Annotated in this window: 13 protein-coding genes; 6 read left to right on the top strand and 7 right to left on the bottom strand. The window is 54.7% G+C overall.

The genetic code is table 11. The annotated features are described in order from the left end of the window. Positions 1–119 precede the first annotated feature (119 nt). Complete coding sequence (gstA, locus tag AB1287_RS06340) at positions 120–725, top strand: glutathione transferase GstA (protein ID WP_312629702.1); 606 nt, start codon at positions 120–122, stop codon at positions 723–725. Between the two features lie 138 nt (positions 726–863). Here the strand turns inward: gstA and tyrS are convergent, their stop codons facing one another. From tyrS to anmK, 4 genes are all read right to left on the bottom strand, one after another. Continuing rightward, positions 864–2,138 carry a tyrosine--tRNA ligase gene (gene tyrS, locus AB1287_RS06335; RefSeq protein ID WP_312629700.1) on the bottom strand — a complete coding sequence of 425 codons (1,275 nt, stop codon included), beginning with the start codon at positions 2,136–2,138 and terminating at the stop codon, positions 864–866. Positions 2,139–2,263: 125 nt separating this feature from the next. Beyond that, positions 2,264–2,920 carry a pyridoxamine 5'-phosphate oxidase gene (gene pdxH, locus AB1287_RS06330; protein WP_312629698.1) on the bottom strand — a complete coding sequence of 219 codons (657 nt, stop codon included), beginning with the start codon at positions 2,918–2,920 and terminating at the stop codon, positions 2,264–2,266. Positions 2,921–2,976: 56 nt separating this feature from the next. Continuing rightward, on the bottom strand, positions 2,977–3,312 hold the full coding sequence (mliC, locus tag AB1287_RS06325) for a C-type lysozyme inhibitor (RefSeq protein WP_435617266.1): 336 nt from the start codon (positions 3,310–3,312) through the stop codon (positions 2,977–2,979). Between the two features lie 91 nt (positions 3,313–3,403). Beyond that, positions 3,404–4,528, bottom strand: a complete 1,125-nt coding sequence (gene anmK / locus AB1287_RS06320; RefSeq protein ID WP_435617265.1) for an anhydro-N-acetylmuramic acid kinase — start codon at positions 4,526–4,528, stop codon at positions 3,404–3,406. Positions 4,529–4,807: 279 nt separating this feature from the next. Here anmK and slyB point away from each other — a divergent pair, with 279 nt between their 5' ends. Together slyB and AB1287_RS06310 are read left to right on the top strand one after the other, a co-directional pair. Continuing rightward, entirely contained in the window at positions 4,808–5,275 is a 468-nt protein-coding gene (slyB, locus tag AB1287_RS06315; RefSeq protein WP_312629692.1) for an outer membrane lipoprotein SlyB, read from the top strand. A 241-nt stretch (positions 5,276–5,516) separates the two neighbouring features. Beyond that, a complete protein-coding gene (locus AB1287_RS06310) occupies positions 5,517–6,884 on the top strand; it encodes an MASE4 domain-containing protein (protein WP_436799823.1) in 1,368 nt (455 codons plus the stop codon). 48 nt (positions 6,885–6,932) lie between these two features. On the opposite strand, the gene slyA is transcribed toward AB1287_RS06310, so the two are convergent. Beyond that, positions 6,933–7,373, bottom strand: coding sequence for a transcriptional regulator SlyA (gene slyA, locus AB1287_RS06305; protein ID WP_312629688.1), 441 nt, complete (start codon positions 7,371–7,373; stop codon positions 6,933–6,935). 178 nt (positions 7,374–7,551) lie between these two features. On the opposite strand from slyA, the gene AB1287_RS06300 reads away from it, so the two are divergent. Genes AB1287_RS06300 through AB1287_RS06290 form a run of 3 tightly spaced genes read left to right on the top strand, consistent with a single transcriptional unit; the run spans position 7,552 to position 10,760 of the window. Next, positions 7,552–7,788, top strand: coding sequence for a DUF1656 domain-containing protein (locus tag AB1287_RS06300; protein WP_312629686.1), 237 nt, complete (start codon positions 7,552–7,554; stop codon positions 7,786–7,788). Between the two features lie 9 nt (positions 7,789–7,797). Next, the gene (locus AB1287_RS06295; RefSeq protein WP_435617263.1) at positions 7,798–8,736 is read left to right on the top strand and encodes an HlyD family efflux transporter periplasmic adaptor subunit; all 939 of its coding nucleotides are present in this window, start codon (positions 7,798–7,800) and stop codon (positions 8,734–8,736) included. Next, on the top strand, positions 8,736–10,760 hold the full coding sequence (locus tag AB1287_RS06290) for an FUSC family protein (protein WP_312629682.1): 2,025 nt from the start codon (positions 8,736–8,738) through the stop codon (positions 10,758–10,760). The genes AB1287_RS06295 and AB1287_RS06290 overlap by 1 nt, the downstream gene beginning before the upstream one ends. On the opposite strand, the gene sodC is transcribed toward AB1287_RS06290, so the two are convergent. Both sodC and AB1287_RS06280 read right to left on the bottom strand, forming a co-directional pair. Next, positions 10,753–11,274, bottom strand: a complete 522-nt coding sequence (gene sodC, locus AB1287_RS06285) for a superoxide dismutase [Cu-Zn] SodC (RefSeq protein ID WP_435617262.1) — start codon at positions 11,272–11,274, stop codon at positions 10,753–10,755. The two genes, AB1287_RS06290 and sodC, sit on opposite strands and share 8 nt — an antisense overlap. Positions 11,275–11,354: 80 nt before the next feature. After that, positions 11,355–12,251: an aldo/keto reductase gene (locus AB1287_RS06280; RefSeq protein ID WP_312629678.1), complete on the bottom strand. Its 897-nt coding sequence runs from the start codon at positions 12,249–12,251 to the stop codon at positions 11,355–11,357. Positions 12,252–12,284: the final 33 nt, after the last annotated feature.

Here is a 12,284-nt window from a genome sequence, read left to right as displayed (position 1 = left end):
ATTCAGCCGCTGACACGTTCAGCGGCTTTTTTTTGTTCGCGCTAAAGTGCGATGAACCTTGTTTTTTACCTGTCGCCACATCAGGATAGAGAGCACATCTGTGTCCAAAGGAGTTCGTCATGAAATTGTTCTACAAGCCCGGTGCCTGTTCTCTCGCTTCTCACATCGCTTTGCGTGAAAGCGGCATGGACTTCTCGCTGGTAGGCGTTGATCTTGCGAAAAAGCAGCTGGAAAACGGGGAAGATTTTTGGCAGGTCAACCCAAAAGGTCAGGTGCCAGCCCTGCTGCTGGATGACAACACGCTGCTGACCGAGGGCGTGGCGATTATGCAGTATATCGCCGACACCAAAGCAGACCGCCAGCTGCTGGCCCCTGCGGGCAGCATTGCGCGCTATAAGACGCTGGAGTGGCTCAACTACATCGCGACAGAGCTGCACAAAGGCTTTACGCCGCTGTTCCGTCCTGATACTCCGGAAGACTTCAAACCGACCGTCCGCGCCCTGCTTGAGAAGAAACTGAGCTACGTGAACGACTCACTGCGCGACAACGAGTGGATTAGTGGAAATCGCTTTACCATTGCCGATGGTTACCTGTTTACCGTTCTGCGCTGGGCCCGTGCCGTTAAACTCGACATGAGCGGCCTGAAAAACATTGAAGCCTATATGGCTCGCGTGGCTGCTCGCCCGGGCGTGACGGCGGCTTTGGCGGCTGAAGGGCTAAGCTGATCGTTTCAGACAGACGTAAAAAAGGCCGCTTATGCGGCCTTTTGTTTGGCTGGTTGCCTGACGGCGCTTCGCTTAGACAGGCCTACGAATATAACGCTTTTAGTAGGCCCGGTAAGCCCACGCTGCCGGGCTTCTGGATTATTTCCAGCACACCAGGCAGTAGTTTTTCTTACCGCGACGCAGCAGCGTGTAACGTCCGAAGAGGCGATCGCTGTCGGCGAAGGTGTATTCCGGGTCAGTCTGCTTTTCACCGTTGATGGTGACCGCGTTGGAGGCGATAGTTTTACGTGCCTGACCACGGGATGGCTGAAGTTCGGAATCCACCAGCGCCTGCATCAGGTCGGCACCTTTTTCCATTTCGACCATCGGCACGCCGTCCTGTGCCAGCTGCTCGAAGTCCGCTTCGCTTAGGTCGCTCAGCGTACCGTTGAACAGGCTTGCGGTGATGCGTTTCGCTGCTTCCAGGCCTTCTTCGCCGTGAACCAGGCGCGTCACCTGCTCTGCCAGTACATACTGGGCACGCGGCGCTTTGCCGCTGTTTTTGTCTTCTTCTTCCAGGGCATTGATTTCAGCAATGTCCATGAAGGTGAAGAACTTCAGGAAGCGATACACGTCCGCATCTGCGGTGTTGATCCAGAACTGGTAGAATTTGTACGGGCTGGTTTTCTTCGGATCCAGCCATACCGCACCACCTTCGGTTTTGCCGAATTTGGTGCCGTCGGCTTTGGTGATCAGCGGCACGGTCAGGCCAAACACCTGATTCTGGTGCAGACGACGGGTCAGATCGATGCCGGAGGTGATGTTACCCCACTGGTCGGAGCCACCGATTTGCAGCGCCACGCCGTGCAGGTTATTCAGGCAGGCGAAGTCGTAGCCCTGCAGCAGGTTGTAGGAGAATTCGGTAAAGGAGATCCCCTGATCGTCACGGTTCAGACGCTGCTTCACCGCTTCCTTGTTGATCATCTGGTTAACGGAAAAGTGTTTACCGATGTCGCGCAGGAAGGTCAGCACGTTCATGCCACCGAACCAGTCGTAGTTGTTCGCCGCAATGGCGGAGTTGCTGCCGCAGTCGAAATCAAGGAAAGGCGCCACCTGCTTACGGATTTTCTCCACCCATTCCTGAACGGTGTCTTCGGTGTTCAGCTTACGCTCTGCGGCCTTGAAGCTTGGATCGCCGATAAGACCAGTAGCTCCACCGACCAGCGCCACAGGCTTGTGGCCCGCTTCCTGGAAGCGTTTCAGGCATAACAGGGGAACAAGATGCCCCAAATGCAAGCTGTCAGCGGTAGGATCGAAGCCGCAATAGAGCGCGATCGGGCCCTGCGCCAGTCGCTCTGCTAACGCATCCTCGTCCGTCACCTGAGCCACAAGGCCCCGCTCTTGCAATTGTTTAATCAAGTTACTGCTCGCCATCAAAGTCTCCATGTATAAAACAGACTGCACCTTAGCCGGTACACGACGTTTCGCCATTTGCGAAAGGCCCATAGAATAAAACGCCAGCCCGTGTTGTGCCAGCGCTTAACGCAACAAATATGGGATCACGGCGCCAGGCGGTCAATTTTCCAGGCGTCGCCTTCGCGCTGATACATAAATCGATCGTGCAGACGGTGTTCACCGCCCTGCCAGAACTCCATCGATTCAATGCTGATGCGGTATCCGCCCCAGAAGCTCGGCAGCGGCACTTCGCCCTGCTGGAACTTTTGCTTAAGCTCAAGGAATTTGCTTTCGAGGATCCCGCGCGCCGAAATACGGCTGGACTGCTTCGACACCCAGGCACCGATCTGGCTGTCGCGTGGGCGGCTGTGGAAGTATTTCACTACCTCAATTGTCGACAGACGCTCGGCTTTGCCGGTTACCATCACCTGACGCTCCAGCATATGCCAGGGGAACAACAGGCTGATGCGCGGATTTTGTTCGAGATGATGCGCTTTACGGCTGCCCAGGTTGGTATAGAACACCAGCCCTTTTTCGTCGTAGTGCTTGAGCAGCACAATACGCTGATAAGGCTGACCGTTTTCGTCGACAGTGGCTACCACCATTGCAGTCGGATCGGCCAGCCTGGCCTCGCAGGCCTGGCCCAGCCAGCGCTCAAACAGCGCCAGAGGTTCAGCGGGAAGATCGCGGCGGCGCAGGCCGCCACGGGTATACTCACGGCGCAGATGCGCGATTTGCTGCAGATCGTCGTTGTCAGACATGGCGTTTTCGATGTTGTCTTCAGGTGGCGCTATTGTGCGCCGCCCTCAGTAAAATCTCAACGCTTCGGATTTTGCAACTGGCAGTTATTCAGTACGATACGGTCACGTTTGTAGACCGTCACACTGTCGCCCTTCGACCAGAAGACATAGATACCGTCGGTGTATCGCGCACCGGAGGCAGAAATGCCCTGCGTCAGCGTTTGCTGCTGATTATCATAGATGAAACTCACCTGCTGGCGAGTGTTGTTCAGGTGAACGGTAAGCGGCTTTTCGTCACACTTATATTCGAGGGTATCTGTGTTCATTCGCTCCACAAACTGGTTGTAGTAGCTACATCCGGAGAGCATCAGGGGTAATATCAGCGTGACTACAGCGAGGGGTATTTTTTTCATTGGCTTGCCTTAAGACTTTCCCGGTCCCGGAGGGCTGATGCCCTCCCATTACACGGCTATTGTATCGGCAATGTGAAAACGACTCAGTCAGTTAACTCTGATTCTGCACCGGGTTGGCAGGGAAAATAGCGCCCAGTACCGTCGGCTCGCTGGCGCCTGTTACGGAAGGTAAATTCCCCGGCAGGCCGTTCAGCGTACGCCAGGCAAGCCAGGCAAACGCCAGCCCTTCCATATCATCGCCGCTGACGCCTGCTTCGTCGGTTGTCGACACTTCCGTTCCCGGCAACAGCCCTGCCAGACGCGCCATCAGCAGCGGATTACGGCTTCCGCCACCGCACACCAGTAAACGTTCGCAGCCGCCGCTCAGCAGCACCTGTTCGCTAATGGTTACGGCAGTGAGCTCCGTCAGTGTAGTCATCACGTCTTTAGCCGCCAGCCCTGGGTGCTTCGCCAGCTGGCGTTCCAGCCACCCATAGTTGAAATATTCACGCCCGGTGCTTTTCGGCGCCGGTAGTGCAAACCACGGATCGCTCAGCATCTCCTGGAGCAGCGGAAGGATCACCTTCCCTGAGCTTGCCCACTCGGCGTCTTTGTCGTAAGGCTTGCCGCACTGACGCCAAATCCAGGCATCCATCAGCATATTACCCGGCCCGGTATCGTGCCCTTTTACCGGCAGACCAGGGCACAGCATGGACAGATTCGCGATGCCGCCGATATTCAGCACAATGCGCCGCTCCTGCGGGTCAGCAAGAAGCGCGTGGTGAAAGGCGGGCACCAGCGGCGCCCCCTGCCCGCCCAGCGCAATATCGCGGCGGCGGAAATCCCCCACTACCGTGACGCCAGTACGAGCGGCAACAATGTTGTTGTCACCAATTTGCAGCGTATGCGGCGCCTCGCCGTCGGGCTCATGCCAGACCGTCTGACCGTGGCAGCCAATGGCTATCACGTCGCTTGCTTTAAGGTTTTCCTGTGCCATCAAAGCCAGCACGGCATCGGCGAACAAGTGGCCAAGGCGTGTGTCCAGTTGCCCATACTGCGACAGCGTCAGCTGCTGCCCCTGACAGATTGCCAGAATGGCTTCTTTCAGCGCAATGGGTATGGGGTACGACAGGCTGGCCTGTTGTGCAACCATGTTATCGTCCATTGCCGCCAGCACCACATCGACACCGTCAAGGCTGGTCCCCGACATCACACCTATATAGCGACCCGATTTCATACGCCTTCCTTAGTTCGTGACTGAGAGCCATCAATGAAACATAAACACTTTCTTAATGCCATGATCCAATAACAAAATTTCACAATTGGGCCTTCTGTCAGCGTCAATCAGGCGTCTGCGCCTGGTGGTGCAACGGTGGTTTAACCTTGGTTAAGCACAAAGCGTGTACAATTTTAAACAGATCATCGCAGAACATATGATCTGCGACGCAGAATTGCCATATAATTGCGGTGTACGGATGCTCTCAAGAGCGTTTCTTGGTGAACAGGAGATTCATAAATGATGTTACGTGTTTTGGCCGTTTCAATGATTGGTTTCACGCTTGCAGGTTGTGTCAGCAGCAGCGGCCTCTCCGGGGACGTGTATTCTGCATCCGAAGCCAAGCAGGTTCAGAATGTCACCTACGGGACGATTGTCCACACGCGTCCGGTGCAAATTCAGGGCGGTGATGATTCTAACGTCATCGGCGCAATTGGCGGTGCGGTACTGGGTGGCTTCCTCGGTAATACCATCGGGGGCGGTACAGGCCGGTCACTGGCAACCGCAGCGGGTGCTGTAGCAGGCGGCGTCGCGGGCCAGGGTGTCCAGGGGGCGGTGAACAAAACCCAGGGCGTTGAGCTGGAAATCCGCAAAGACGATGGCAACACCATCATGGTTGTGCAGAAACAGGGCGATACCCGTTTCTCCGCAGGTCAGCGCGTCGTGATGGCAAGCAATGGCAGCCAGGTGACCGTTTCACCACGCTAATTATCCGGCGTGTGGCGTATAGCCACACGCTTTTATTTACCTCCACGCATCTCATCTTCTTTTATTCACATTTTCTGCATCAAACTTACACTACGACATATAGCTTATTATTTTTCTGAAAGCAGACTTGCGCCTGCGCAATATTTACCTCTCGTGAATATTTTACACTTCATCTGTTCCAGGCCAATGCCTGCTTTTATTGGTGCTGCTCTTTGCAATACCGCACGTTGAGATTTTTAATATGCTTGGCAATAAATTCTTCCCGTTTAGGCGGTTAATGGTTTTCTTTGGCGCAACCATTTTCCTTATCGGTTTATTACATCTTATTTCAAGCCAGGTCATTTATCGTATTCCTACGATGACTCCGGCACTTTTCCCGGTGATGACCATTTTCCTGATGGTGTTCCACATTCTCATTGCCAGCTTTATGCTGATGAAATACCTGTGCGATAAGCACCGTTTATACCTGATGGCGATTGCCTGCGCCTTTGGCGGCTCGTCGGTGCTGATGCTCGGCACCCTCAGCAGCTACGCTGACTGGCTGCTCTGCGCATCCGTTTCAAGCGTGAATGTCAATGACGCTCTCATCTATTATTTTTTCCGTAACGTCATGATGGCAATATTGTTCACCACTTCAACATTTCTGTACAAATATCGCCATAGTGATATTCATACTCGCCGTAATCATATCCTTATTCTTACCGGACTTATCGGCTTTACCGTCATAACGTTGATTCTTTCCTGGTTATATTCAAGTCGTTCAGAGGGAATGAGTCTTGAACTTGTTGATAAATTGACTAAAATATTTACACCGCTATGGCATAACTATCTGATTGGCGGAATGGTTGCGCTTTGGTGTCTGACGTTAATCATTATGTTGGCGATGACCCGCCTGCGAAATATTTTCTGGTACAGCGGCTATCTGTTTTGCACGTTTTATATATTCATGCTCTTCCTGCTGCTGCCTGCCGTCTCCACTGAAGGGTATTCCTGGTATCAGTCGCGTCTGTTTGAAACAACCGCAACGCTGTTCCTTATTTTCGTTCTGCTCTGTGACGTATTTACTTTGTATAAAGAATCTAACAGCAAGTATGAAGACTCTTACCAAAACTCCATCCGTGACCCGATGACGCGCCTGTTTAATCGCAGCTTCTTCTATGACAGCCTGAAGCGCCATATGGCTGAAGTTTCACAGGAAAAGCCTGTGTCGGTTATCGTCTGCGATCTGGACCACTTCAAGCGCATCAATGACAACTATGGCCACCTGCAGGGAGATAAGGTGATTCAGTTTGTCGCTGGAATTTTACAGGGTACAACCCGGAAACAGGACGTTGCGGCCCGTATCGGCGGTGAAGAGTTTGCCCTGCTGCTGACGGACACCGATACCAGTGACGCACTGCAAATTGCCGAGCGGATCCGTCAGACGGTCTATCAGCATGATGAAGTAAGCAGCAACGGCCATCTTCCGGAGAAAATCACTATCAGCATGGGTCTGTTTACTGCCACACAAAAAGAAGCTGAACAGGAGGTTTGCGTTCAGCGCGCAGATGAAGCGATGTATCAGGCCAAAGAACAGGGCCGCAACCGGGTGGTTGTCTGGCTGAATTAAGAAAAAGGCCCTGCTGTGCAGGGCCTTGTGTATTCGATGAGCTGGCGCTTAATCTCTGGCCTGTAGCTCATTGATGTTCTGCTCCAGCTTACGAATGAGCCCAAGCAGAAGGTCGAGCTCTTCAGGCGAAATCCCGGAAAGAATTTCTCCCCGCGTTTTCCGGATCACCGCTTCCATATCTTCAATCAGCGGCTCGGCTTTCTCCGTCAGCTTGATACGTTTGGCACGGCGGTCATTAGCGCAGGTTTGACGCGAAATCAGACCTTTCTCTTCCAGCTGATCCAGCGTACGAACCAGAGAAGGCTGCTCAATGCCGATAGCCTTAGCCAGTTGAATTTGCGACTGTTCTGGCGGTAGCTGATGAATATTATGCAGCGTGACCCAGTGCGTCTGCGTTAATTCCAGAGGTTTCAGGCGATGGTCAATCAGAGCACGCCAAATGCGCACCAGTCGTGCCAGATCAGAACCCAGTGGCGATTCCAATTTCATCTCCTTATAATTAGCTTGCTAAGTTATTATACTGATTTTAGACTAGTGTGCAGCATTTAAATGACCAAAACAAATGTATCGCCTCATCCGCAGGCTGACACAATGATTTACACTGTTTACTATTCCGACCTGTCACCACAGGTTTGCGGTAATGGCACATTTGCAAAGGATTTTGTTCGTGGAGCTAACCTTTAACACACCCGGATTCCCGCTACAGGATTTAATCGTCGGCGCGTCCATCTATTTCCCTCCCTTGTTTAAAGCGGTGCTGCTCGGTTTCCCGATCTGGCTTATCGCCCATCGGCTGCTGCGCGACTGGATGTACGCAGGTGACGTCTGGCATCCGCTCTTAATGGATCTCTCCCTGTTCGCGCTGGCGGTTTGCACGGCGCTGATGCTGATCGTTGCGTGGTAAAATAACCTGATGAAAAAACTAAAATATTTCTCCACGCTCCTCGTTGCGGCGCTGGCTCTGATTGCCGTCTGGCTGGTCTGGAACTACTACATGCAATCGCCCTGGACGCGCGACGGGAAAATTCGCGCCGAGCAGGTCAGCATCACGCCGCAGGTTTCCGGCAGTATTACCGAGCTGAACGTGCGCGATAACCAGCAGGTCAAAGCTGGCGATGTGCTGTTCAGGCTGGATGCCACCCCCTTCCGCATTGCGGTGATGAACGCAAAAGCGCAGCAGGCAAAAGCGGTGTCGGATATGGCAAAAGCGCAGGCCGATCGGGACAAAGCACTGGCGGATATGGCGAAGGCTCGTCACGAAGCGGATCGCCGCCGTGATCTGCCGAAAAACTTCATCTCTGCAGAAGATCTCGATACGGTGAACATTGCGCTGCAAACGGCAAAAGCCAATGCAGAGGCCGCCGCAGCCAGCGTCGCCGCCGCGAAAGCCAGTGCGGATGCAGCCAGCGCAGAGCTTGAACATGCCAACTGGCAGCTCTCACAAACCGACGTCAAGGCACCTGTGGACGGCTGGGTCACCAATATGTCCACCCGAACGGGGGATTACGCCTCCGTTGGCCGCCCTGTCTTTGCGTTGATCGACAGCCACTCGTTTTACGTGCTCGGTTATTTCGAGGAAACAAAACTGCGCCATATCCAGCCTGGCGTACCGGCAAACGTCACGCTTTACAGCAACGGACAAACGTTACAGGGTCACGTAGCCAGCATTGGCCGGGCAATTACGGATCAAAGCGTTGGCGCTGACGGCAGTCTCGTGGCTGACGTTAAACCCACCATTCCGTGGGTAAGGCTGGCGCAGCGCGTGCCGGTGCGAATTGAGTTCGATAATCAGCCTCAGGATATCGTTCTGGTTTCCGGCACCACCTGTACCGTCTCACTCGGCGGTGAGTAATGAATTTTCCGGCGTTCTCCTGGCAATCACTCCCCTGGGTAAAAGCAACGCGCCCGCAGTGGCGCTACGCCCTGCGCAACGGCATTGCGATGTGCCTGGCCCTGAGCTTTGCCTACTATATCAATCTCGATCAGCCCTACTGGGCGATGACCTCTGCTGCCGTCGTCAGCTTTCCGACCGTCGGCGGGGTAATCAGTAAAAGTCTTGGCCGCATCGCCGGAAGTCTGCTTGGCGCCTGCGCCGCCATTCTGATTGCCGGTCATACCCTGACCGATCCGTGGCTGTTCCTCTTAGGCCTGTCAGCGTGGATTGCGTTCTGCACCTGGACCTGCGCGATGTACATGAATAATGTCGCCTACGCCTTCCAGCTTGCGGGATATACCTGCGCGATCATCGCGTTTCCCATGGTCAACGTGGTAGATGCCACCCATATCTGGGACATTGCTCAGGCCCGCGTATGCGAGGTCATACTTGGGATTCTGTGCGGCGCGATGATGATGATGATCATGCCCAGCACCTCCGACGGGACGGCGCTACTGACGGCGCTGAAAAAAATGCACGCCCGCATTCTCGAACATGCCAGCCTGCTGTGGCAGCCGGAAAACAGCGATGCCGTTCGCACCGCCCATGAAAGCATGATCGGCCAAATTCTGACGATGAACCTGCTGCGCATTCAGGCCTTCTGGAGCCATTATCGCTTTCGTCGTCAGAACAGCCTGCTGAACGCGCTCCTTCACCAGCAGCTCCGTCTGACCAGCGTGATTTCCAGCCTTCGTCGTATGCTGGTCAACTGGCCCGATTCTCCGAAGAACATCCGCGAGGTCCTTGAGAACCTGTTTGTCGAACTGGCGCGCCCCAACGCGGATGCTTACACGGTGGCACGGATCATTGCTCCGCTGGCACCGCACGACCCTCAGGATTTCCGCCATCGTGCATTCTGGCAAAGGCTGCGTTATTTTTGCCGTATCTATCTGAGCACCAACCGCTGGATCCTGCGGCTGGAAAACGCCTCGGCCATCACTGAATTTGACGTACCGGCAGCGCCTGCGCTCGCCCGCCGGACCGACCACGCCGAAGCGCTATGGAATGGTATTCGCACCTTTTGTGCGCTGGTTGCCGTAGGCGCATGGGCCATCAATACGCAGTGGTCTTCAGGTCCGGCCGCGCTGACGCTGGCGGCCATCTGCTGCGTCCTGTACTCCGTTTCACCTTCGCCCTTCAACTCGCTGACGTTGCTGTTGCGCACCCTGCTGTGGCTTTCGCTGTTCAGCTTTGCGGTGAAGTTTGGCCTGATGGTTCAGATAAGCGATCTGTGGCAGTTCCTGCTGTTTCTGTTCCCCCTCATCATTACGATGCAGCTGTTCAAGTTACAGATGCCGAAATATGCGGGGCTGTGGGGGCAACTGATTGTATTTATGGGGTCGTTTATCTCAGTGACGAATCCGCCAGTCTATGATTTCGGTGGTTTTCTGAACGACAATCTGGCAAAAATTATCGGCGTAGGTATGGCGTGGCTGGCTTTCGCCGTGCTGAAACCGGGCTCGGATGCGCGTAAAAGCCGCCGACACATCCGGGCGTTACGGCGTCACTTTGTCGATCAGCTCAGCCGCCATCCGCAGCACAGCGAGCACGAATTTGAATCGCTGGTTTATCACTACATCAGTCAACTTAGCAACAGCCAGGACCTCCTCGCCCGCCGCTGGCTACTGCGCTGGGGCGTAGTGCTGCTGAACTGTTCCCATGTTGTCTGGCAGCTTCGCGACTGGGAAACGCGTTCCGACCCGCTGGTTCAGGTGCGGGATCTGTGTATCAGCCTGCTGCGGGATGTGATGAGCGAGCGTGGCGTCCAGCAGCGCCCACTGGCCTCTGCGCTGACGGAACTACAGCGAATTTATGAAACGCTCGGCCACCACCACCAGCCCGCAGCTCGCGAACTGGCGTCGATTGTCTGGCGCCTGTACTGTTCGTTACTCCAGCTGGAACAGGCTCCGCCGGAAGGCACGCTCGTAGAAAGCGCTACTTGATAACGCCGCAGGCATAGCGTGCGCCTCCACCGCCCAGCGGTTTGGGTTGATCGGACATATTATCGCCACCAACGTGGATCATTAGCGCTTTGCCTTTGATTTCATCCAGTTTTTTCAGGCGAGGAGCAAGAACCGGCTGAGTAGCCTTACCGTCATTGTTGACCACCAGCACCGGCAAATCGCCGAGATGCCCCATGCCGTTTGGTCCTTCATGCTTACCCGAATGGTCGGGATCCAGATGCCCGCCTGCCGCTTCGGCAGCGCTGGCTTTACCCTCTTTCATTGCGGGTTGACAGCTCCCTTTGGCGTGAACGTGAAAACCATGTTCTCCCGGCGGCAAGGCCTTGAGGTCGGGCGCAAATTCCAGCCCTTTATCCGTCTCGGTAATTTTCACCTCGCCAATGGATTGCCCAACGCCCTGGGAAGTGACCAGATTCATCTCCACATCCGTACTGGCCGCGTACGCGCCCGTGGAAATGACCATCGCAATTAACGTGAGAGTGACTCGTTGCATAGAACCTCCAAAAAGAAAGTGTCCCTGATAAGTCTATACCAGGGACACTTTTTTGGACGGAACCAGAGCGTAAAGCGGAATTAAGGTACGTCGTAGCCGAGCGCGGCTTTACGAATGCGGAACCACTGTTGGCGGGTCATCTCCAGATGCTCTGCCGCAATGGCGGAACGCACGCGTTCAATTTTACCTGAGCCAATGATAGGCAATGGCTGAGACGGTAAGCGCATCACCCAGGCGTAGACCACCTGCTCAATGCTTTCTGCATTCAGTTCTTTCGCTACCTGAGCCAGCTCATCGCGCAGCGGCTGATATTTGTCGTCATTGAACAGGCTACCGCCGCCGAGGCAGGACCACGCCATCGGACGCACGCGCAACTGCTGCAGCTGATCGAGCGTGCCGTCCAGCAACAGCGGCTGGTGCACCGGCGAAAGCTCAACCTGATTAGTGGCAAGCGTAAACGGCAGGCGCGACTGCAACAGAGAGAACTGCGCAGGCGTGAAGTTTGAGACGCCAAAGTGGCGCACCTTGCCGCTCTGGTGCAGTTCAGTAAACGCTTCCGCGACTTCGTCGGCATCCATCAGCGGATCCGGACGGTGGATCAGCAGTAAATCGAGGTGATCCGTCGCCAGATTTTTCAGCGACTGCTCCGCACTGCGCACGATATGGTCGCGATCGGTAATGTAGTGGCCAATGACGTTTTCCGGATTCGCGGTAGTCGCGATACCACACTTGCTGACCACTTCCATACGGGAACGCAGGTGCGGAGCCAGCTTCAGGGCTTCACCAAAGGCCGCTTCGCACAGGTAGCCGCCGTAAATATCTGCGTGATCGACCGTGGTAACACCCAGATCCAGATGTTCTTCAATAAAGCTGACCAGCTGCTGCGGGGACATGTTCCAGTCCATCAGGCGCCAGTAGCCCATTACAAAGCGGGAGAATTCCGGGCCGTTTGGCGCGAGGGTAATACGCTGAACCATAAATGCTTCCTCAACAGAAAAATTTCATCGAGT

This window comes from Scandinavium sp. UTDF21-P1B, from assembly GCF_040750395.1.
Taxonomy (GTDB): Bacteria; Pseudomonadota; Gammaproteobacteria; order Enterobacterales; family Enterobacteriaceae; genus Scandinavium.
This window is presented reverse-complemented; position numbering and strand designations above follow the sequence as displayed.

Excerpts from the sequence above, each read along its gene's own strand:
- AB1287_RS06310 (WP_436799823.1), top strand. The coding sequence starts at position 5,517 with ATGCTTGGCAATAAATTCTTCCCGTTTAGGCGGTTAATGGTTTTCTTT.
- slyB (WP_312629692.1), top strand. The coding sequence starts at position 4,808 with ATGATGTTACGTGTTTTGGCCGTTTCAATGATTGGTTTCACGCTTGCA.
- AB1287_RS06295 (WP_435617263.1), top strand. The coding sequence starts at position 7,798 with ATGAAAAAACTAAAATATTTCTCCACGCTCCTCGTTGCGGCGCTGGCT.
- AB1287_RS06290 (WP_312629682.1), top strand. The coding sequence starts at position 8,736 with ATGAATTTTCCGGCGTTCTCCTGGCAATCACTCCCCTGGGTAAAAGCA.
- slyA (WP_312629688.1), bottom strand. The coding sequence starts at position 7,373 with ATGAAATTGGAATCGCCACTGGGTTCTGATCTGGCACGACTGGTGCGC.
- pdxH (WP_312629698.1), bottom strand. The coding sequence starts at position 2,920 with ATGTCTGACAACGACGATCTGCAGCAAATCGCGCATCTGCGCCGTGAG.
- anmK (WP_435617265.1), bottom strand. The coding sequence starts at position 4,528 with ATGAAATCGGGTCGCTATATAGGTGTGATGTCGGGGACCAGCCTTGAC.
- tyrS (WP_312629700.1), bottom strand. The coding sequence starts at position 2,138 with ATGGCGAGCAGTAACTTGATTAAACAATTGCAAGAGCGGGGCCTTGTG.
- sodC (WP_435617262.1), bottom strand. The coding sequence starts at position 11,274 with ATGCAACGAGTCACTCTCACGTTAATTGCGATGGTCATTTCCACGGGC.
- gstA (WP_312629702.1), top strand. The coding sequence starts at position 120 with ATGAAATTGTTCTACAAGCCCGGTGCCTGTTCTCTCGCTTCTCACATC.
- AB1287_RS06280 (WP_312629678.1), bottom strand. The coding sequence starts at position 12,251 with ATGGTTCAGCGTATTACCCTCGCGCCAAACGGCCCGGAATTCTCCCGC.
- mliC (WP_435617266.1), bottom strand. The coding sequence starts at position 3,312 with ATGAAAAAAATACCCCTCGCTGTAGTCACGCTGATATTACCCCTGATG.